The sequence below is a fragment of the Brevibacillus antibioticus genome, from assembly GCF_005217615.1.
GTDB classification, from domain to species: Bacteria; Bacillota; Bacilli; order Brevibacillales; family Brevibacillaceae; genus Brevibacillus; species Brevibacillus antibioticus.
In genome coordinates, this window is record NZ_SZNK01000001.1 from 3,461,961 (window position 1) to 3,483,045 (window position 21,085).

A 21,085-nucleotide genomic window follows, 5' to 3' on the forward strand; every position below is an offset into this window, starting at 1 on the left:
CTTTCCACGCAGGATCACGGCATTAATGTTGGACTTCTCGTTTCCTCATCAAATAGAGTGACAGTGCCGACACAGATCCGACGATGCAAAACAACACGACAGCCAACGCCGAACCGAGCCCAAGTGTGACATCCCCAGCTCCGCTGCTAAACGCCATGCGATAAAAGTAAACAGCCAGCGTATCTGTCGAATAAAACGGCTCACCCATCGAGCCTTGCATAGCGTAGACGAGCTCGAACGCTTCAAACGCCTGAATGAACGTAAATATCGTCATAATCGTGATCGCTGGCATGCACAGCGGCAAAATCATTTTCCACAGCATCCGCAAGCCTGTTGCCCCATCCAACCTCGCCGCCTCGATCAAATCCTCCGGGATCGATTGAAGTCCCGCCAAAAAGATCAGCATGGCAAAGCCTATGCCAAACCAGCAGTTAATCAAAATAATCGCGAGAAGCGCTGTATCCGGGTCACCGAGCCATGGTCTGGACCATTCTTCTAGACCGATTTTTGCCAAAACGGTATTGAGTGCCCCGTAATTCGGATTCAAGATTAACTTCCATAAAAACCCAATTACAATAACAGACAACAGCCTTGGCATAAAATAAGCGATCTTGAGAAACCCGGAGCCTCTTATTTTGCGATAGATGAGAAAAGCTAGTCCGAAGGCAATCCCATTTTGCACAATCATTTCGACCACAAAGTAGAAGACGTTATGCCGAAAAGCATTCCAGAACATTTCGTTGAAAGGCTCTACCGTAAACAGCGTCATGAAATTTTGCAGTCCGACAAAAGCCCCACGCTTGATGCCATTCCAGTCGTACAGGCTGTATAAGAATGCCGAAAAAATCGGGTACACGACAAACAACGTATAAATAACAAGCGCAGGCAGCGGAAACAGGTGAATCAGCCAGCGCACTTGCCCCTTTGTTCGAATGCTTTTCCTGTTTAGCGTCTCGATGATACCCACCCCTTTATTACGAAAATCATTGCGGCCTGTTCAGAAGCTGGGAGCGAACCCAACTCGGGTCCACTCCCCCCTTTCGGTCTGCTATTTTTTAAAGGGAGGAAACCAGGTAGCCGCCGACTTTTGTACTTCTTCTACAACCTGCTCAGGGGTGAGCTTGCCTAAATACATACCTTGTAGGGCGTTTTCCAATGTTTGCTTCGTGGTCGGTTTTCCTTCCGCGAAATTGACGACCATCAAATAGGGTGTGGCGCTTGATTGGGACAACTCTGCCATCTTGTTTACCAACGGATCGTCAGTCGATACACCTGGCACCGCGCTAATTCGTTTGAACTGATTGGCGAATAGCTCCCCAAACTTTTTCGTCGCCATGAATTCCATGAATTTCAATGCCTCTGCTTTGTGTTTGGACTTGGCATTGACGGCATAGGAGCCATCGACCCAGGTAGTCAGGACTTGTTTGCCGTCATCGGTTGGCATCGGGAAGAAATCAAGTGGCAAATCAGGGTTGAGTTTTTTGATTCCTTCCAGCTCAAAGCTGCCATTGATGAACATCGCTGCTTTTTCCGTGGCAAACAACGTCCGCATATCATTCAATTCAAGACCCACATAATTTTCCGGGAAATAAGGGATAAGTTCATGCATACGCTGCACCGATTGGAGGAACTCGGCGCTTTTTAGGTCACTTTCTCCTTTTAGCAGCTTGTCGAGATAGTCCGTTCCGCTATAGCTAGCTGGAGCTATCACACCATGACTGAGAGAGAGGAGCCAGCCTTCCTTTGCTCCGAAAGAGATTGGGACGATTCCTTTCTCTTTCAATGTTTTGGCTGTCGCGATCAGCTCATCCCAGCTTTTCGGTGCCTGGAGACCATTTTGCTCGAAGATTTTCTTGTTGTAGTAAAATTGCGTGGAGTTCAGGGATAGTGGTACACCGTAGACTTTACCGTCTTTACCTGTGGCCGCAGCGAGGACGTCTTTTGGTATGGTAAATATGCCTGGCACCTTGTCGAGAGGCTCCAGATGTCCAGCTTCAGCCAGGGCAATACCCGGAGCGTAGGGACGCAGCTGCAAAATATCTGGACCACTGTCGCTTTGAAGCGCTGTGTTGAGAATGGTATTGTACTCCGTTGCTTTGAATGGTTTGAAATCGATCTTGATATGCGGATTGTCTGCCTCAAAAGCTTTGATAATGGCTTTGTAGCCCTCCGTGTCTTCTACGCGCCAGCTATGCATCGAGAGTGTTACCTGCTGTCCCCCACCCTGCCTGCTGCCAGACTCTGTTTCGGTTCCTCCACTGCTACATCCTGTCACTACCATAACCGCAGCCAAAACAATAGAAGCTACATAGCGAAAACGAAATTGCTTCATGCGAAACCCTCCCCTTTTTCTTGCTTAGGTCTGCAAAAGCTGGGCCGTAACAGCATCGTGCAAAATCGGTCGTAATTGCCGAAGCTGATGATTGCGGCCTAGATGAACGGCGTTGGTGAGAAAGATGACAGCAAACTGTTGCTTTGGGTCGATCCACATACTGGTTCCCGTAAAACCCGTATGCCCGAAGCTCTTGCGATGCAAGCCGCTTCCACAGCTCAGCGTGGTGGATGCTTGATTGAGCTCCCAGCCATACCCTCTACTCCCGCCTGCTTGCTCTGTATGGTTACGAATCGCCAGTTCGTACCATTCGCTCGCAAGTATCCGAGGATCTTGGTACAACCAGCTCATCGCGTATCGGCACAGATCGTCAGCCGTTGAAAATAGTCCAGCATGTCCGGCAACCCCTCCCATCGCAAATGCTTTTTCATCATGAACCTCGCCTGTAATGTAGGCGTTGGTGAGGCTGCAGTATTCAGTAGACGCAATATTCCGATAAATAAGTCGACTCGGACAGAAAACTGTATGTGCCATGCCCAATGGGGTAAAGATGCGCCGGGTAACAAACTGGTCCAAGTGCTCTCCAGTTACTCGCTCGATAACGAGGCCCAGCCAGATCATGCCCAAATCACTGTAAACAACCTGGGTCCCAGGCTTGTGAATCAATTCTTGCGCATACAACAACTCTGGCAAATCGATCTCGCTATCGCGCCTTCTCTCTGCCAAATCTGCTGGCATTCCTGAGGTATGCGCAAGCAGCTGCGCGAGTGTGATCCGCTTTTTATCAGCGGGACAATCGGGGAAAAATCGGCCAATCTGATCATCTAGCGCTACTACTCCCTCCTGCACAAGCAAGAGGATAGCAGGCAGCGTCGCCGTCACTTTGGTGAGCGACGCCAGGTCAAACATGGTATCCGGCGTTACCCGCTGCTCTTTGGTGATACTCGTCGTTCCGACATCACACGCATACCAGATACGATGATCACGAACGATTCGCAAGGCAGCTCCCGGGAGCACACCGTTGTCCACCCATCCTTGTAATAGTTGCTCCAGATCGTCCATGTCTTCCCTCCCTTTTCCTACGTCGATGAGCGTTTCGTCCGACTAACAGCAAGCCTTGATTTTTCTAACAAGGGAATGACTTGCTCTTGCATTCTGCTGATCATGGTAATAAACAAAATGTCGATGACGTTCAATTGGGCAATGCGTGAGGCCATGGCCCCGCTACGAATGCTTTTTTCTACAGAACTGGTGAACAGTCGGATGTTGGCTAGTTCGGCTACTGGCGAGGGACCGAATTTGGTCAGGGTAATGATGGTCGCTCCCTGCTGCTTGGCCTCCGTCAACGATTGAATAATGTCTTCGGTCTGTCCTGAATAAGATATGCCGATGACCACATCTTTTTCCGTTAAAGTGACTGCCGACGTCAATTGTGCGTGAAAATCCGAATAAGCCTCACACCACAAGTTAATCCGCGAAAATTTTTGCCGGATATCGTCAGCAATGACCGCCGATGCACCGACGCCGTAGACATCAATCTTCCTGGCTACCGCCAGCACGTCGACTGCTTTCTTGACTTCTTCGTTGGACAAGACAGAGAGAGTATCCTGGATGGATTGGATATTATTCCAGCTAACCGCTTGCATAATCGATTCGACGGAACCCTCCATCATGATCTCCTGATAGCTGCCCATCGCCGTCTGTTTCGTCAAATCTCCTGCGACGCGCAGCTTTAACTCCTGATATCCCTTCATATTAAGAGAACGAGCCAAACGGATAATCGTCGCCTCGGAAACCCCACTGAATTCCGCCAATTTTTGGACAGAAAGCTTCACAACATCTTCCGGGTGAGCCAGGATATAATCAGCGACTTTTCGCTCCGAAGGCTTCAATTGGTCCAAGATTGTTTGCAGGCTGACAAGCCCTCCATTTAACATATGCGACATCACTTTCTTCCCCCAAATCTTATCTACATTTTATGTAGCATTATTTCTCTCGTCAATTGTTATCTAATAAACAATATTTCAAATTCACGAAGTCCATCACAACTCTTCTGAATTTGTTCTCTCTTTTTCAAAAAATCCCCTCCTTGACTTTCCCGCGGCGTCAAGCTTTACGCTTGCATCGCTACCAGGAATAAAAAGGAGGATTTTCCCATGAAAACGTTATTGATTAAAGACTGCATGATCTTGACGATGGTTGAGGGAGAGAAGCCATTTCTCGGGGATATTTGGATCGTGGATGGTCGAATCGCCAAAATCGGACCATCCCTTGAAGAGGAAGCAGACCGTGTCATACTGGCAAAAAATAGGGTAGCGATGCCCGGTCTCATCAACACGCATAACCATGCCAGCATGTCCTTGCTGCGTGCTTTTTCCGATGACCTCAAGCTGATGGATTGGTTGGACAAAAAGATGCTGCCGGCTGAAGCACGGATGACAAGAGAAGATGTCTACTGGGGAACGACACTTGGGATCGCGGAAATGATCGCTTCTGGCACGACCGCTTTTGCCGATATGTATGTGCATATGGATGCAGTTGCCCAAGCGGTACTTGATTCTGGTATTCGGGCTTCTTTAACACGCGGAATGGTCTTTCTCGAGGATGACGGTGAACGACGAATGGCCGAAGCCTTAGACCTCATCGACAACTGGACGGGGGCTGGCGATGGCAGAATCACGACGATGCTCGGTCCGCACGCTCCCTATACGTGCCCGCCGAAACCTTTGCAAGGAGTTATCGAGCTTGCCCACAAGCGCCAAATCCCGCTCCACATCCATCTGGCTGAAACGATTGAGGAAGGAGAGAAAATCCGGGCCAGGTACAATCAGACTCCCACGGAGTATTTGCATGAACTGGGCATGTTCCACGATACACACGTCTTGCTCGCGCATGCTGTTCATTTGAATGAATCCGATGTCGCGCTTCTTCGCGGGATGAGAGGCGGTGTCGCCCATAATCCTGTCAGCAATTTGAAGCTCGGCTGCGGCATCGCCCCTGTCAGAGAGCTGATCGAGGCCGGGGTCACTGTCGGGATGGGAACAGACGGTGCCGGCAGTGCTACGACCCTCGATATGTTTGCTGAGATCAAAGCCGCGACTTGGATGCAAAAGCTCAAGCACGGTGATCCAACGGTACTTCCTGCCGAATCAGCCTTGCGCATGGCTACCATCGAAAGTGCAAAACTGCTTGCGATCGATCACGAGGTCGGAACTCTGGAAGTCGGGAAGCGAGCTGATCTCATCCTGATCGATCTGGATAAACCCCACCTGCAGCCTGTCCATGACATCCTTGCCCTGCTCGCATACAGCGCGACGGGAGCCGATGTGGATACAACCATTGTGAACGGAGAAATTTTGATGCATCAGCGCCAATTCCAAACCCTCCAATGGGAGGAAATAAAGAGAGAAGCGACAACGCGAGCCAGCCGACTCGTTGAGGGTCTGTAATTGCTTTTGTGCTCACAGGTTGAGCAGGCAAAAGCCAATTGCGAGACATATCCCAAACACGCTCCACATGAAAGAGGGAATGAGCAGCGAGGATGCGATTTTGTGGTGGGGACGAATGGCGCGAATGAGTACCCATGTGGAATACATCACCAGAATGGTGTCCAGCGCAGCCAACACGAGCAGTTGATACCCGATAAACAACACGAAAAAAAGTTGATGAAAAAACCAATTGATCCCATATAGAAGCAAAAGCTCGCGGTCTATCTGCCTCGTTCGAATCAAGATCAGTAACGACCATGCTATGAGTGCGTATAGAATGAGCCAGATGATGCGAAACAAGTAGATTGGCGGTGTTCCATCGGGCTTGGCCAGGGAATCATACCAGGCCCCACCGTCTGGAAAAGCGATACCACCTAGTGAATAGAGGACCACTCCCGCAAGAAATAGAAGACTATTGTGCACCAATCTCATCCAGGTAGTCACCCTTTCTTCTTCTTTCTCTTCTATATCTATGAGTGGTCCTGCTCTTTTCATGCTAGTTTCAGAGATTTATAAAAAACTTTTTGGTCGTTGCTGTAGTGCTGGGGAGGAAACAGGAGAAAACGCTCAGATTCTTGTCCCACCCGCTGGGGGATTCACTGCCCGCCTCCATGCAAAAAGCGAAACCGCGTCCAAAGTGGTCCTTTCAGGATGTATTTCAGAGGTGGACGCTTAAGGGCGTGTTTCTCTTTTTGCATTCCGGCTCGGTCGGTGTACCAAAGATCTTCGCTTTTTTCTCCTGTTTCCTCTACGAGCTTTCCGTGCTTAAACGGGTCTTAACAGCTTTAAAAGATTGAAGAACGTGGTCAGTCACGCTAGAGAAGAATATTTCCAGACGTAGCGACTTGTGGAGTCCTACCCAGCGGAGAAGGGATTTGCGGGCAAAAGAAACGCAACCGTGCCCGTACGACGTAGCGGCTACCACTTTTGCGTTTCCCCGCAAATCCCTTCGGAGCGGACAGTCTCAGCCCTCAGCAGGACGGAGCCTGGAGCCTAGACTGGAAATATTCTTCTCCCCACCGTAGCTACATACATAGAAAATCTTTAGTTGTTGCTGTAGTGCCGGGGAGAAAACAGGAGAAAACGCTCAGCTTCTAGGGCCACCCGCTGGGGGATTCACTGCCCGGTTCCATAAAAAAAAGCGAAACCCGCGTCCAAAGTTGTCCATTCAGGAGGCGTCTCAGAGGTGGACGCTAAGGGCTTGTTTCTCTTTTTTTCATTGCGCCTCGGGCGGTGTCCCTAAGATCTTCGCTTTTTTCTCCTGTTTCCTCTACGAGCTTTCCGTGCTTAAACGGGTCTTAAAAGCTTTAAAAGATTGAAGAATGTAAGAAGTTCCGACAGAGAAGAATATTTCCAGACGTAGCGACTTATGGAGTCCTACCCAGCGGAGAAGGGATTTGCGGGCAAAAGAAACGCAACCTGCCCGTGCTACGAAGCGGCTACCACTTTTGCGTTTCCCCGCAAATCCCTTCGGAGCGGACAGTCTCAGCCCTCAGCAGGACGGAGCCTGGAGCCTAGACTGGAAATATTCTTCTCCCCACCGTAGCTACATACATAGAAAATCTTTAGTTGTTGCTGTAGTGCCGGGGAGAAAACAGGAGAAAACGCTCAGCTTCTAGGGCCACCCGCTGGGGGATTCACTGCCCGGTTCCATAAAAAAAAGCGAAACCCGCGTCCAAAGTTGTCCATTCAGGAGGCGTCTCAGAGGTGGACGCTAAGGGCTTGTTTCTCTTTTTTTCATTGCGCCTCGGGCGGTGTCCCTAAGATCTTCGCTTTTTTCTCCTGTTTCCTCTACGAGCTTTCCGTGCTTAAACGGGTCTTAAAAGCTTTAAAAGATTGAAGAATGTAAGAAGTTCCGACAGAGAAGAATATTTCCAGACGTAGCGACTTGTGGAGTCCTACCCAGCGGAGAAGGGATTTGCGGGCAAAAGAAACGCAACCGTGCCCGTACGACGTAGCGGCTACCACTTTTGCGTTTCCCCGCAAATCCCTTCGGAGCGGACAGTCTCATCCCCCAGTAGGACGGAGCCTGGAGCCTAGACTGGAAATATTCTTCTCCCCACCGCAGCCACATACCTAGAACCCCCATAAAAAAAAACCGCTAATCTCATCCTAAGTAGATTAGCGGTTCTATGTATCTAGAGCGAGTTATGGCAAACGCAATGTCTCTCCCGGCTTCAATGCCTTGCCTCTGATGTCTTTCTCAGCTAGTTCAGCTACGAATGCTTCCCCGTCCTGTTTGATCGGCGGGAATGTATCGTAATGAATGGGCACAACAAAATCGGCTTGTATCCACTCAGCAGCTACGAGGGCATCCTCAGGTCCCATTGTGAACACATCTCCAATCGGCAGGAAAGCCAAATCGATGTTATGACGCTCTCCGATTAGCTTCATGTCGCCGAACAGTCCTGTATCCCCTGCGTGATAGATCGTTTTTCCACCCAGCTCGATCACAAAGCCCCCTGGCATTCCCATGTACACGATTTGTTTCTCATCATCCAGCACGACACCGGAGCTGTGGAACGCTTGTGTCATTTTCACTTTTCCAAATGGAAGTTTGACAGAGCCTCCCAGATTCATCGAGATGGTCTTGACTCCCTGCCAGCTCAAATAGGTAGCAAGCTCATGAGTTGCAACGATTGTCGCATCGTTTTTCTTGGCCAACTCTACCGCATCCAAAATATGATCCAGGTGTCCATGTGTCAGAAGGATGTATTGAACAGAGATGTCTTCCAGCTTGGTTGCTGCCACTGGGCTTCCTGAAATAAATGGATCAATCATGATCGAGTGCCCTTCACTTGTTACCTGCACGGAGGAATGTCCGTGAAACCGAATATCCAACATAGTGGTACCCCCTCTATTCGCAGCGTTTTTTCAGTCCCTTTTATGTTACCATGCCGCAGGGTGTAAAGAATAGGAAAGGCCGTCGATCACTCGACAGCCTGAGAAACAAATCCTACTTTTCTACAATCACAACTTAGCAATCGTCGCCGTCATGCTCTGTAACGGCAATAATTTTCGAGTCACGAATAATGGTGCGGCGATTACCATTGCGCTCTTCCAAAATAATGGTGGTCGATTTTACTTGTACCAGACGACCGAAAAAAGTACCGTCTACAGTGGCAACCCTAACATTTCTGCCTTCGAATTTTTTTACTTGGTCTTTGAATGCCATGGTTAATCCCTCCTTCTCATGCATCCTATGAACATTTGGCATAGCCCTACTGAGCAAAAGCGGAGTCAAAGAGAAAATGTACTTGTACCCTTCCGTCATTTGTCCTCATTTTGCCAAACAACTTTGTCGTCTGGTGACAAATTGACGCTAAACCAGTACGCGGCTTACGAACACTGTGAGATTTTGTCGCACGATTCCACAAGGAAAACCATTTTCACGTACAGAAACGGTATAGCAAGAGATGAGCGGACTTACGCCAGAGGAGGGATTTCCATGGGAGAGGTTATCGAGTTATTGGCACGGGAAATAACATACAGTGGCAAACATGTTGCGAGTCTGTTAGGTATTGGGGCCAGCACCTTGCGCAAGTGGAGCATGCTCTTAGAACAGCACGGCTACTGGTTTTTGCGGGATAGTCAGAATCGTCGGGAGTACAGACAGGCAGATATTACGTGTCTTCAGCGGTTTTATAGCTTAACAAAGGATCAACTCATTCCGCAAGATGAAGCTGCCCGAATGGTGGCTACGCAAAGCTCACCTGAACCTGCCCGAAAGGAAACGGCCGTTGCGGTTGCATTCCCCCCTGCCCCTGTTTCCTCACATCCGGCTTTGCATAATATTGCCGCTCTTGAAGAGCTGGATGAAAAGCTACATGCCTTGGCTTCCCATGTCCAGCAACAAGACGCCGCGTACTTAGCGCTGTTAACGCGTGTAGAAAAGCAGGAAACCTATATTACCAACAACCTGAAGGAACGTGATCGCCGCTTGACCAAGGCAATGAATGACATTATGGATGCCAAAATCGAGTTGGCAAAGATCAAGGACGCGAGTAGAAAAACCTCCTTTTGGCAAAAGCTGATTCGTCTGTACTAGTTGCATTTTCACTAGCTGAAAGAAAAAAGTTATTCCCTATTACACCATGGTGGAATAAGGAATAACTGGTCTTTTTACTCGTTGTCTTGAAACAACCCTTCTGGTATTTTAGCATCCCAATTTGCTGGCAATTCCAACCGAAGCGCATGGGCTACTACGGCGGCGGTGTCCATGTTTACTACCTCTGACAACTCTGTACCAGGCGTAATGGAGCCACCTTTTGCCGCCCAGAAAATCGTCTGTTCTCCCGGTGAAGAACCCCCATGGTCTGTTCCGTTCCCACCGTGGTCAGTCGTAACGATAATCAGGCTATCCTCCATCAGTCCTTCCTCTTCCAGTGCCTCGAGGATATTACCTACATACTCATCTGCTTTTTGGAGCTTTTTATAAAATGCTGGTGTGAAATAGCCTTGATTGTGGCCAGCCCCGTCCACTTCATCTAAATGAACGAAAATGTTACGAGTATTTTCACCCTCTTTTTTGATATAATCGACTACTTTTTTCGCAGTCTCTTCATCCGACTTGCTATTTTGCTTGTATGAACCTGCTGAATCTTCAATAATACCGATATTGATCGGGCCCCATGTAGCGAAGGAAGCTTGCTGAAGTTTAGGACGCTCTTGTTTCAACAGCTTCAAATAGGAAGGATACTCGTTTTTCTCCGGATAAGGAGTAGCCGCTACGATATCGTTTGTCAATTGATGCTTGTCTGGAGTGACGCCGTGCAGGATAGATCCCCAGTTTTGCGCACTGATCGTGGGCAGCTCTGCTTTGGCTTCAAATGTTCCAGCACCTTCTTCGATCAGTTTCAAGATATGCGTCGCTTTTGCTTCCGGATCTTTGACTGCATTCCCTGCACCATCGATGCCGATAACTACGACACGTTTGTAAAGGAAATCGTTCTCATAAGGAGCCAGCTTTTCTTTCATCATCTCCACATCGGCTTTATCCACTTTATTGTCATTGTTTATATCCGCGTGTTGCGCTTTTTCCCAACGCCGGTCACCGGTGCGGCTTTTCTGATTGTTCAAGATGACGTTCAGATCTTCCTCGGTTAGGAGGCCGTCTCCCGATACGTCAATCGAATTCGTAACGGTTACTTCCGCTTTCGCTGTTTTGCCTCCATCGACAGTTTTCACTGTGATTTTTGCTTTGCCTGGCTTGCCTGCTACAACAGTTGGGCGTCCATTGATCATTTCGACCTTCGCGACCTCTTTGTTGTTGGAACTCCATTTGACATCCTGAACGGACGCTTCTTTCGGAGAGATCACAACTGTAACAGGCATCGTTGCTCCAGCCTTCAATTTGAGCTCCTTCTGATCCAATGAAAGGCTCTTCACTGGAATCTTCGGAGCACTTGCGTAACTATCAGCTACTTCTTTATCTGTAACGGTGCGACTCAGAATCTGCAACTGGTCCAACTGCACGTCATAGCGACTTCCAAAATGGTTTCCAGCACCATCTACTCCAATCTTCGTAGTGAAGCTGGTGTCGATTGTTCCCTTGGATTGGCTGATATCGATTGTTTTTGCTACTTTACCGTCGACGTAGATCGTTGCCAGTTCATCCCGATCATGTGAAACGACGACATAGTGCCATGCATTATCCGCAATGTTTGGAATCGTTGCATCGAGACGGGGGCTGTCGGATGTGCGCCAATTCCACTTTAACGTAGAACCTTGCAGTCCGATGAACCAACCCACGTTACCACCGCTTGACCAGTTTTTATTGGAGATAATGCCAGGATCAGCATCAACGCCAGGAGATTTTACCCAGAAGGAAATGGTGAAATCTTGAGTTTCCCCAAACTTCAACTCGTCATTTTCACCTAAATCTATCCAGGTTGCATTGTCTTTTGAGGTCGACTGGAAATGAATGGATTTCCCCAATCCTGCACGTCCTTCCACGAACGTTGGTGTTCCGGACACTTGTACAGGATGGTGAGATTCTGAGCTATCCTCTATGCTATTTTCAAACAGGAAACGATAGAGTTGCTTTTCAGATGAGAGTTCTTTCGCCTCCTTTGCCGCGGCATAAACTGACGAATTCAGAAATGGAGCTTGTACGATGACTCCACCGGTAACGAGAGTTGTAGCTGTTAAAAGCGCAGCAAGTCCTTTTTGGTTCAGGATCTTTTTCACGGTGTCTCTCCTCCTCAGATCTCAATTCATTTTCTTTTCATCGTCTTGATCACTTGTTTCCTTGATCATCAAGCCTCCCTTTTCTCCCCCGAACCCTATCATTTAGAGAGCAGTCTGTTTGAATTCATTTTATAGCTGCAATGTTGAGGTTTTATTAAAAGAAAAAGGAAAAACAATTAATTCCAAATTGAACACACAATTTCACGTTCCCAAACACAACCAAACACACATTACGTACCACAACCAGAGTCCCAGATAAGTGGGCTCTTTTGGGATAAAAACGCGAAAAAAGCAGCTTGCCGCATTGACAAGCTGCCTTACTTTTGGATTATTAATGGAGAATGTTAGCTACCATTTTGGCGGGATTTTACATTCCCTTAATAAACCTTCGTATTTACACCATTTTTCATTCTGCCTATTCCATCACGATTTTTCTTGCTGCGTTGACGAACATTTTTACGCCAACTTCGAGCGCATCCTCGTCGATCGTAAAACGTGGATGGTGGTGCGGATAGGTGATGCCTTTTTCTTTGTTTCCGGCAGCGACGTAGAAGAAGCAGCCTGGCGCTTTTTGCTGGAAGGCGGAGAAATCCTCGCCACCCATGGTTGGACGCATATGCTCTACCCATTCTCTTCCCAGTGATTCTTCGACGACCTCTTCCATCCATTTCGTCACTTCGGCATCGTTGATAACCGGGCGATAGCCAAATTCGTATTTGAACTTGTACCCCGCGCCGTGTGCTTCTGTAATGCCTTTGATCACGCGTTCCATGAGTCCCGGAATAGACTCGCGCAGATTTTTGTCAAAGCTGCGGACTGTCCCGCAAATCTCTACAGCACCCGGAATGACGTTATGTGTCGTTCCCCCCACAAATTGTGTAACAGAGAGAACGAGATTATCGAGCGGATCTGCATTGCGGGATACGATGTGCTGGAGATTGGTCACCACTTGTGCCGCAATCGCGATGCTGTCGATCGTTTCATGCGGGAGCGCCGCATGTCCGCCTTTTCCAAGAACAGTGATCCAGAACGTATCAGGGGCGGCCATCATTGGACCTGGGCAGATACCCACTGTCCCAAACTCCATCGTCGACCACAGATGCGTACCAATCACTATGTCTACGCCGTCCATGACGCCTGCCTGTACCATTTCCTCCGCTCCTCCTGGGTATACTTCCTCCGCGTGCTGAAAGAAGAAACGAACCTCTCCCTTGATCTGATCCTTCATCCCGGACAATAGCTTTGCCGTTCCGAGCAGCATGGAAGTATGTCCGTCGTGTCCGCACGCATGCATGACGCCAGGATTTTTCGATACGAATTCAAACGTATTCTCTTCCGTAATCGGCAATGCGTCCATGTCAGCGCGCATGGCGAGCACTTTTCCGGGCTGGGAACCGATCAATCTAGCCATCACACTGTTTTTCGTCGGTCTGGACACTTCCAGATTGCCAAAAGTAAGCAGTGTCTCGTATACAAACTGTGCTGTTTTTTCTTCATGGAAGGATAATTCCGGGTTCTCGTGCAAATACCGTCTCCACGCGATTACCTGATCCTTGATTTCTTCGACCGCCTTATTAAGCGTTACCACTGCCGTTGCTGTCATGCCGCTCTCCTCCTGATTTACGTGGCTCCCCCACTTACTATCTCTTATGCCTATTTTGCTAAGGATAAAACGGTGCGGTACAGTACTTGCGCTCCGTTCGCACAATCCTCTTTTGTCGTGAACTCTGCCGGGTTGTGGCTAATCCCATCCTTGGAACGAGCGAAAATCATGCCAACTGGGCACAGCTCAACTAGCTGCATGCAATCATGCCCTGCGCCACTCGGCAGTCTAAATGCTTCCAAGCCTTCTGCCTCACACGCTTCAGCTACAGCATTCTGGATATCGTCCGAGCATACAGCAGGAGTGATGCGTTGTAGCAGTTCTACTTTCAACGTCACATTACGCTCGGTACAGATCGCTTTTGCCCGTTCGTAAATGCGCTGTTCCACTTCATCGCGGATCGCTTCGTCCACGTCGCGCAAATCAAGCGAAAACTCGACTCGTCCAGGAATGACATTCACTCCACCTGGGAATGCTTGCAGCCGTCCAACCGTCCCTACACTGGTTCCTGTCCGTCCTGCTTCTTCCTCGATGGCAAGCATTACCTGAGCGGCTGCTACCATCGGATCACGGCGCAAATTCATCGGCGTTGCCCCGGCATGACTGGCTTCTCCCTCTAGCACGAAATTCAACCAGAGTGGACCCGCCACTCCTGTCACGATCCCGACAGATAGCCCGCGGCTCTCCAGAACCTTGCCTTGCTCGATATGTAACTCTACATACGCTTTCACACTTCCGGGAGTTCTCGCGGCGAGGCTGGTGCGGTCCGGATCAAGCCCTGTTTGCCGCATGGCTTCAGCAATCGTGACTCCTTTCTTGTCTGCTTGTTCCAGCTCGTCACGCTTGATCAGACCCGCGATACCTCGGCTGCCGATCATCCCGTAACCAAAACGCGTTCCTTCTTCATCCGTGAACGCGATGACTTCGATCGGATGCTCTGTTTCGATTCCCTGTTCCTGCATCGTCTGTATAGCTTCTACCCCAGCCAGTACACCAAGTGGGCCGTCATAATTGCCGCCATTTGGTACGGAGTCGATATGCGAGCCAACCAAAACGACAGGAGCGGCCGAATTTTTCCCTTCTTTTCGCCCAATCAAGTTCCCAACCTCATCTTCGCGAACGGTGAGACCTGCTTCCTTCATAAAGCCTGTGACGAGATCTTTTGCCGCCCGTTCCTCAGGCGTAAAAGACAACCGCGTGATGCCGCCTGCCGCTTGCTGACCAATGTTGCCAAGCTGTCTCAATCGATCCCACAATCGATCCGAATTGATCATGACGCGCCACTCCTCCTTACTATGCAGAGCAAATAACGGTTGATTAACGGTTATGTCCTTAATTGTATAATAGTCTGTCTATTTTGAAAAGACTGTAGCCATGAACCCCGAAATAAAGTCCTAGACTGCCGCCATTCATTCCGCATGGTAAATGGAAGTTTGCCATGTAGCCTGGTCTGGCGTGATCTCCTTGTTGAGGGGTAACATCAACATACAAAAAATTGCCTTGCCCCACAATAGGAGCAAGACAATTTCAAATAGTACGATAAATGTTTCGTGTCATAAAATATTTTAGTGATTATTGCACACCAACTGCAGTATACGCAGCTTTTACAGATTTTACTTGTTGGGAATTGGCACCGAAAAGAGCTGTTGCGGATTGAATTGCTGCTTGTCGCATAGCGGAGAAATTAGAGTTTGGATTGAGGTAGTTTGTTAGAGCGTAGTAGTAGATTTTTGCTGTGTCATTGCGACCAATGCCTGTAACCGTTACACCGCGGTGAGAACCACCCTCTGCGAGGAGATATGCCGCTTTGTTGTTGATACCGCTGTTAGTGTGTACGCCTCCGTTGTCATTTGGACCTGTGTATCGATCGCTATAGTGGGCAGGATCGCCATAAACGGTTGGATCTTTGAGAGAGCGCAGTGCATCTCCAGGCGTTCCTGGCGTGTATACATCTTCACCCATGAGCCAATCATCGTTGTCAATCATGGCCCCGAAGATATCAGAAATGGATTCGTTTAGTGCACCTGACTCGTTTTGATAGATCAGATTGGCTGTTTTTTCTGTAACGGCATGTGTTAGTTCATGTGCAACGACATCCAAGCCAGCAGACAATGAGCGGAATACGTTTCCATCTCCATCCCCGTATACCATTTGAGTACCGTTCCAGAATGCGTTGTTGTAGTTGGTACCGTAATGGACAGTAGAAATCAGTTTCGCACCATTGTTGTCATAGCTGTTGCGGTTATGTGCATTTTTGTAGTAATCGTAGGTTGCTGCTGCATAGGCATGCGCGTCAACAAGTGCTCCATCTGTCCAGTTGTTATCGGTATCAGAGCCAAGCGTGCCTGGGAGGGTATATCTGTTCCGTGCAGTGTACGTCTCGATTCCATTGCCACGCGTCGTATCTTTCGCTGTATAGTTGGTATTGCTTACTTTCGTTACTTCGAAGGACTTATAGTCACCAAGTACCCCTGTACCAGTCCCTGTAACCTCATGGAGCATATTGTATTTGTTGATCACGTCACCAGAATTTGCATCGATGAAATACTTCCAACGCCCTGGCTGCGGATCGAGGAAATTCAGCTCCACTTCGTAAGCCAGATACGATTCATCTTCGTGGATGTAGATATAGAGGTTCCCTTCTGGCTTCACCTCGAACTTCTCCACTTTATTGTCAATCTCATCCTCCAAATCCTTGATGGCCTCTTTGACCGCTTTATCTGCCTTGAGTTCTGGGGTTTTCGTCAGATTATCATTGTTCGACAGGTCAGGCGCGTAGTTTCCGAGGAATGCCGTTACATTCCCATCCTCGTTTACGTGAATCGTCTGCTGATAACCATAGACCGGGATGCCCTCGTACATTTCTTGTACGCGGTAGTGAGTCATATCTGTCTCTTTGTCTGTCACTTCATCTAGCACTTTAAAGTGATCTTTCACATCTCCATCAATGCGGAAGGATTCTTGATGTTGCTCCAGGAATCCCCAAACTTTTTCTTCGCCATCCAGATCTTCTGCCTCGAACTCCTCTCCAATAAATTCGGGGGTATCCCACTCAGCGCTGTAGACGATGCTTTCGGATTCGGCCTGCGCAGCTAGCGGCAAAAATGTGGAAGTACCTAATGCAAAGCTGAGTGTTACTGCAAAAACCGATTTTTTCATACTTGTTAACTCCTCCTTGGAAAATATTGTTTTTTATGTAAGTTCATAGTTGTTTACATCTCTTATTATTTGTCATAAATGTGAATTTGAGAACAATTTTTTAACGACAAAAAAATCATTTCCCGAAAGAAATGATTCATTGGTAAATTTACTACAATTACGCTTGCCATACGATCCGATACACCTTGCGCGGTCTGCCCCGCGGGTGCGGGTTTTCTTCCCTGATCACCTGCGCTAGTCCCTTTGACTCCAGTTCAATCAGGATTCGTCTGGCACTTCGTGGCAGAATTTGCAGATACGAGGCTAATTCTGTCGCATGAATTTCCTGAGAGCCTCGCTTTTTGAGTATGGAGTAGATTTTAGAGAGTGTCATGACACTAAGAGAGGTAAGCTGGCTGAGCTCTTGCAATTTTTCTGAGTCGTACCGATAGGTGATCTGTTCAGCACGACCAAGCGGCCCTACGACGCTTTTGTCATCAAAGAAGACCATCCAGTTGCCTGTCCCGCGCTCTTTGGCGTGCAGCAAAGCCGCGCCACCGTGGATTTCTGCTTCATAAGCAGTCTTGCCGATCCCAATTCCACACGTCACCAGATCAGCACGAATGCCAAACAGCTCCTCCAAATCTGGCATGATCGCATAGTCACGGGTCACTTCTTGCAAGTTGCCCCGCGTTGTAAAAATGACGTAGCGTCCGGGACCTGCTGTCTTCAGTGAGCCTTGCAAATGCTTCGCGTAGCGCAAAAGCTTTTCCATCGTCTTGATCTCGGCATTTTGCCATTCATCTGTGGAAAAGTTGCCACCGGCCAGCTCGCGAAATGGGTCGATCTCCATCATCTGAACGGCAATTTGGGTATCTTTAAAGTGAAGCATTTCGTTCGTACGCAAAAGCATGTGAATGACCGAAATCACGCCTGCACGTGTCGGCACAACCCGATGTACAGGGACACCTCTGCGTGCCAGCTCTACATCTGCTGTCCGCAAGCAGGTGACTGCCACCTTTGTCTTGCCTTCCTTCCAAAGCTGTTCGTGGTAATCCGCCAGTTCATCGGCTGAGATCGCTCCCTCGTAATGCTTGAGCCATTTGTAGCCACCAGCGATGCCAGCTTCGTCCATAAAATGCTCCAGTTCTTCTGGTGAAAATGTATCAAAGCTCACTTCATCCACCCGGACTCCTAATTGATGGGACAGATGAAGCAAGGTTCTGTACAAGCTCGCACCGAGATGAGGCACATAAGCCATCGGCACTTGGACCTTGCCTGACTCGCTCACCATGGCATAAGGGACCTGTCCGGAGAACAGCCACATATCCACCTCATCCACATGCGGTATGATCAGATCGGGGATTTCTTCTTCTTTCCAATAGACAATCGGCAAGTATTCAATTTCGGGAAACTCTCGCATGACTGATTCGATGATGGCAAGTGAATCGTCCGCGCCGATTACGCCTAGTCGCAGCTTCAACAAAATTCCCTCTTTCACACCAATCTCTTCCTACTAGGATAACATACTTCCCTTCTTTTTCTCATCGGGGGATCACTTTACCTGCTGCCTCCCCAATCCGGTGTGCCACGTACAAAACAGGGACGATCAGCAAGCTGTACGGCAGCGTGCTCCATATCAACGGCCACGTCGCAAGCCCAGCCTCAAGCAATCGATCATACGTATATAAACAATACGGCAAAACAAATGCCACAGCCGTCACCACACCAGGTGTATACGTGCGAAGGACAACGGTATGACTAACATGCATGAAAACATGGAGAAACATCACGTGCAAACAAACCAGGAAAAACGAGAAGTACGTTCCAGTCGAAAGCGTCGTGACAGTCAGGATGACCGCTGCTGATAAAACGGCGAAAATACAAGAGACTGCGATGGCAAATTGCGCCGTGTTCATCGAAAGCGAAGGCTCTATCAACTTCATAAGTTGTTCTGGCACCGTCTGTCTAATGATGTCTTTTTTGGCTCGCACCCAACCTTCTACCATTACGATCTCCTCGAAATCATGAAACAGGAAAACGACTAAAAACAGCCAAATCAGATGGGACAGCTCCAGCATACAAGCACCCTCTTCCTATTCGTTTGCCTGCAAAATTCCATATGCAAAAAAAGATACCACGTCATCTGCAAGCTGCTCCGCTGTTTTCTCGCCCGTCAGCAAATACCGCGTCGTCATACGGTCTACGACTGCGATCATTGCCTCTGCCGCCACCTCTACAGTCAACTCGATACGGACGTGCCCAGCAATCTGATTTCGTCGCAAGTTGGCAGCAACAATCGAAGCCAGCTTGCGATGCAGCTCTTCGCCCTCTTCTGCCTGATACAGCACGATCTGGGTCAATTCAGGCAACTCCTGAAAAAATCGGAACAAGGCGAGCAAGTTTTCCCGTACCTGCTGGAAGGCATCTGCCTTCGTCAAGGCCGTTACCTTTTGACCGCTGTCCGCTAATTCCCACAGCTTGGTGACGAATGTGTCCGTCAACTGCTGATACAGGCCTTCCTTGCTGTCGAAATATTGGTAAAACGACGCCTGTGTCAAGCCTGCTGCCTTCACGATGTCACTCACCCGTGTACGATGAAAGCCTTTTGCCGCGAACACAGAAGCTGCTGCCGCTAGCAACCGACTGCGACTCAACTCTCCTTTTGACAATTTGTCCTTGGTCATTTTTTCACCTCAAAACTAACTCGTCAATTATATAACTATTGAGTTACTTTTACAGCTTTTGGATTTTTTTGTCAAGACCTACTTGCTTTTTTTTACGACAGTGCGTAAAATATTTGCTCAAAGGGTATCATTTGATGGCAATGAGGAAGAAGAGTAGTCATTTTGCGAGACTTCAGAGAGCTGATGGTTGGTGCGAATCAGTGTTAAGGAAATGATGAATGGGCTTCTGAGCTCCAAACCGAACCCGCTCTCATGGCGGCAGTAGGCTTTGGCGTTACGTCCGTACGTTACAATGGACACCGTATCAAGCTGTGTTACACAGAAACGGTACGGATCAAAGAGATTTTGCGTATGGAGATTCCATTCGTGAAATAACAAGGGTGGCACCACGGTTCATTCGTCCCTGTCCAGGGCGGATGGACCTTTTTGTATTTAAGCGGACATTCAAAAAATCGACTTTTGATCACGAAGTAGTTCTGAAAGCTTATGCGGCATCGAAAATGGCGTTCACCTTCGAAGTCCGGTGCTCATGTAGGTCCCCTACATTCCGCTCCTCCTTCTTCAGCTTCTCGCCATTTTCTCGGTGCTGAAAAGTCGACTTTTTGAATTCATATCAAACGATTGAAAGGAGCAACTTTCCCATGAAAACCATCTTTTCAGGCATTCAACCGAGTGGTATTTTGACACTCGGCAACTACTTGGGCGCGATGAAGCACTTCGTTCCGCTTCAAGATCAGTTCAACTGCTTTTACTGCATCGTAGACCAGCATGCAATCACCGTTCCACAGGAGCCTGCTGTCCTTCGCGAAAACATCCGTCGTCTCGCGGCTCTCTATTTGTCCGTTGGCCTCGATCCGAACAAAATGACGCTGTTCGTCCAATCCGAAGTACCAGCCCATGCCAAGCTCGGCTGGATCATGCTGTGTACCTCTTACCTGGGTGAATTGGAGCGCATGACTCAATTCAAGGACAAATCCGATGGACGGGGTGAATCCATTCCAGGCGGTCTGCTGGCTTATCCTCCATTGATGGCTGCTGATATTTTGCTTTACGGTACTGATTTCGTCCCTGTGGGCGAGGATCAGAAGCAGCATCTGGAGCTGACTCGTGATTTAGCCGCTCGTTTTAACAACCGTTATGGCGACATTTTCACCATTCCAGAGGTTCGCCTGCCTGAGACTGGCGCACGTATCATGTCTCTTGCGGAAGGCACCAAGAAAATGAGCAAATCCGATCCAAACCAAGGCGCCTTCATCTCCATGCTGGATGATCCAGACACCATCACGAAAAAAATCAAACGCGCGCAAACGGATTCCGACAGCGTTGTGCGTTATGACAAAGCAGAAAAGCCTGCTGTCTCTAACCTCATGACCATCTACTCTCTCTGCTCTGGAAAAACGCTGGATGAGATTGAAGCGATGTACGAGGGTAAGGGCTATGGCGCATTCAAAACCGAGCTGGCGGAAGTTGTCGTAGAAACATTGCGTCCGATTCAAGAACGCTTCGAGCAGCTGTTCCACTCCTCTGAGCTGGATGATATCCTGACTGCCGGAGCGGACAAAGCGAATAAGGTCGCGAACGAGATGCTGTACAAAGTGGAAAAAGTGATGGGGATGGCACGTATCTAATCCATTTCCACAACAAAAAA

The 21,085-nt window shown here is 48.6% G+C and carries 17 protein-coding genes and 1 other annotated feature; of the genes, 3 read left to right on the plus strand and 14 right to left on the minus strand.

Annotation, left to right across the window (positions count from 1 at the left end; all coding sequences use genetic code 11):
* Nucleotides 1-22 precede the first annotated feature (22 nt).
* The 4 genes from E8L90_RS16120 to E8L90_RS16135 all read right to left on the minus strand — a co-directional run bounded on the left by E8L90_RS16120 (nt 23) and on the right by E8L90_RS16135 (nt 4,269).
* Nucleotides 23-916, minus strand: coding sequence for a carbohydrate ABC transporter permease (locus E8L90_RS16120; RefSeq protein ID WP_137033476.1), 894 nt, complete (start codon nt 914-916; stop codon nt 23-25).
* A gap of 132 nt (nt 917-1,048) precedes the next feature.
* Nucleotides 1,049-2,332: an ABC transporter substrate-binding protein gene (locus E8L90_RS16125; RefSeq protein WP_137030276.1), complete on the minus strand. Its 1,284-nt coding sequence runs from the start codon at nt 2,330-2,332 to the stop codon at nt 1,049-1,051.
* A gap of 24 nt (nt 2,333-2,356) precedes the next feature.
* Nucleotides 2,357-3,394, minus strand: a complete 1,038-nt coding sequence (locus E8L90_RS16130; RefSeq protein ID WP_137030277.1) for a serine hydrolase domain-containing protein — start codon at nt 3,392-3,394, stop codon at nt 2,357-2,359.
* A gap of 17 nt (nt 3,395-3,411) precedes the next feature.
* A complete protein-coding gene (locus E8L90_RS16135) occupies nt 3,412-4,269 on the minus strand; it encodes a MurR/RpiR family transcriptional regulator (protein ID WP_482758298.1) in 858 nt (285 codons plus the stop codon).
* A gap of 219 nt (nt 4,270-4,488) precedes the next feature.
* On the opposite strand from E8L90_RS16135, the gene E8L90_RS16140 reads away from it, so the two are divergent.
* Nucleotides 4,489-5,781: an amidohydrolase gene (locus E8L90_RS16140; RefSeq protein WP_137030279.1), complete on the plus strand. Its 1,293-nt coding sequence runs from the start codon at nt 4,489-4,491 to the stop codon at nt 5,779-5,781.
* Between the two features lie 12 nt (nt 5,782-5,793).
* Here E8L90_RS16140 and E8L90_RS16145 read toward each other — a convergent pair whose 3' ends face one another.
* From E8L90_RS16145 to E8L90_RS16160, 3 genes are all read right to left on the minus strand, one after another.
* Entirely contained in the window at nt 5,794-6,252 is a 459-nt protein-coding gene (locus tag E8L90_RS16145) for a TspO/MBR family protein (RefSeq protein ID WP_137033478.1), read from the minus strand.
* 1,716 nt (nt 6,253-7,968) lie between these two features.
* A complete protein-coding gene (locus E8L90_RS16155; protein ID WP_137030280.1) occupies nt 7,969-8,664 on the minus strand; it encodes a metal-dependent hydrolase in 696 nt (231 codons plus the stop codon).
* Nucleotides 8,665-8,797: 133 nt separating this feature from the next.
* Nucleotides 8,798-8,995 carry a hypothetical protein gene (locus E8L90_RS16160; protein WP_137030281.1) on the minus strand — a complete coding sequence of 66 codons (198 nt, stop codon included), beginning with the start codon at nt 8,993-8,995 and terminating at the stop codon, nt 8,798-8,800.
* A gap of 273 nt (nt 8,996-9,268) precedes the next feature.
* Between E8L90_RS16160 and E8L90_RS16165 the strand changes: the two genes are divergently transcribed.
* Nucleotides 9,269-9,868 carry a MerR family transcriptional regulator gene (locus E8L90_RS16165; RefSeq protein ID WP_137030282.1) on the plus strand — a complete coding sequence of 200 codons (600 nt, stop codon included), beginning with the start codon at nt 9,269-9,271 and terminating at the stop codon, nt 9,866-9,868.
* Between the two features lie 74 nt (nt 9,869-9,942).
* Here the strand turns inward: E8L90_RS16165 and E8L90_RS16170 are convergent, their stop codons facing one another.
* The 7 genes from E8L90_RS16170 to E8L90_RS16200 all read right to left on the minus strand — a co-directional run bounded on the left by E8L90_RS16170 (nt 9,943) and on the right by E8L90_RS16200 (nt 19,437).
* Nucleotides 9,943-12,009, minus strand: a complete 2,067-nt coding sequence (locus E8L90_RS16170; RefSeq protein ID WP_137030283.1) for an alkaline phosphatase family protein — start codon at nt 12,007-12,009, stop codon at nt 9,943-9,945.
* A gap of 415 nt (nt 12,010-12,424) precedes the next feature.
* Nucleotides 12,425-13,612 carry a M20 family metallopeptidase gene (locus tag E8L90_RS16175; RefSeq protein ID WP_137030284.1) on the minus strand — a complete coding sequence of 396 codons (1,188 nt, stop codon included), beginning with the start codon at nt 13,610-13,612 and terminating at the stop codon, nt 12,425-12,427.
* A 50-nt stretch (nt 13,613-13,662) separates the two neighbouring features.
* Nucleotides 13,663-14,886: a Zn-dependent hydrolase gene (locus E8L90_RS16180; RefSeq protein WP_137030285.1), complete on the minus strand. Its 1,224-nt coding sequence runs from the start codon at nt 14,884-14,886 to the stop codon at nt 13,663-13,665.
* 298 nt (nt 14,887-15,184) lie between these two features.
* On the minus strand, nt 15,185-16,771 hold the full coding sequence (locus tag E8L90_RS16185; protein ID WP_137030286.1) for a M4 family metallopeptidase: 1,587 nt from the start codon (nt 16,769-16,771) through the stop codon (nt 15,185-15,187).
* 157 nt (nt 16,772-16,928) lie between these two features.
* Nucleotides 16,929-18,251, minus strand: a complete 1,323-nt coding sequence (locus E8L90_RS16190) for a helix-turn-helix domain-containing protein (protein WP_244297252.1) — start codon at nt 18,249-18,251, stop codon at nt 16,929-16,931.
* A gap of 43 nt (nt 18,252-18,294) precedes the next feature.
* Complete coding sequence (locus tag E8L90_RS16195; protein ID WP_137030287.1) at nt 18,295-18,831, minus strand: HXXEE domain-containing protein; 537 nt, start codon at nt 18,829-18,831, stop codon at nt 18,295-18,297.
* A gap of 15 nt (nt 18,832-18,846) precedes the next feature.
* A complete protein-coding gene (locus E8L90_RS16200) occupies nt 18,847-19,437 on the minus strand; it encodes a TetR/AcrR family transcriptional regulator (RefSeq protein WP_137030288.1) in 591 nt (196 codons plus the stop codon).
* 131 nt (nt 19,438-19,568) lie between these two features.
* Nucleotides 19,569-19,845: a binding site (T-box leader), on the plus strand.
* 233 nt (nt 19,846-20,078) lie between these two features.
* On the opposite strand from E8L90_RS16200, the gene trpS reads away from it, so the two are divergent.
* Nucleotides 20,079-21,065, plus strand: a complete 987-nt coding sequence (gene trpS, locus E8L90_RS16205) for a tryptophan--tRNA ligase (protein ID WP_137030289.1) — start codon at nt 20,079-20,081, stop codon at nt 21,063-21,065.
* The last annotated feature ends 20 nt before the right edge of the window (nt 21,066-21,085 follow it).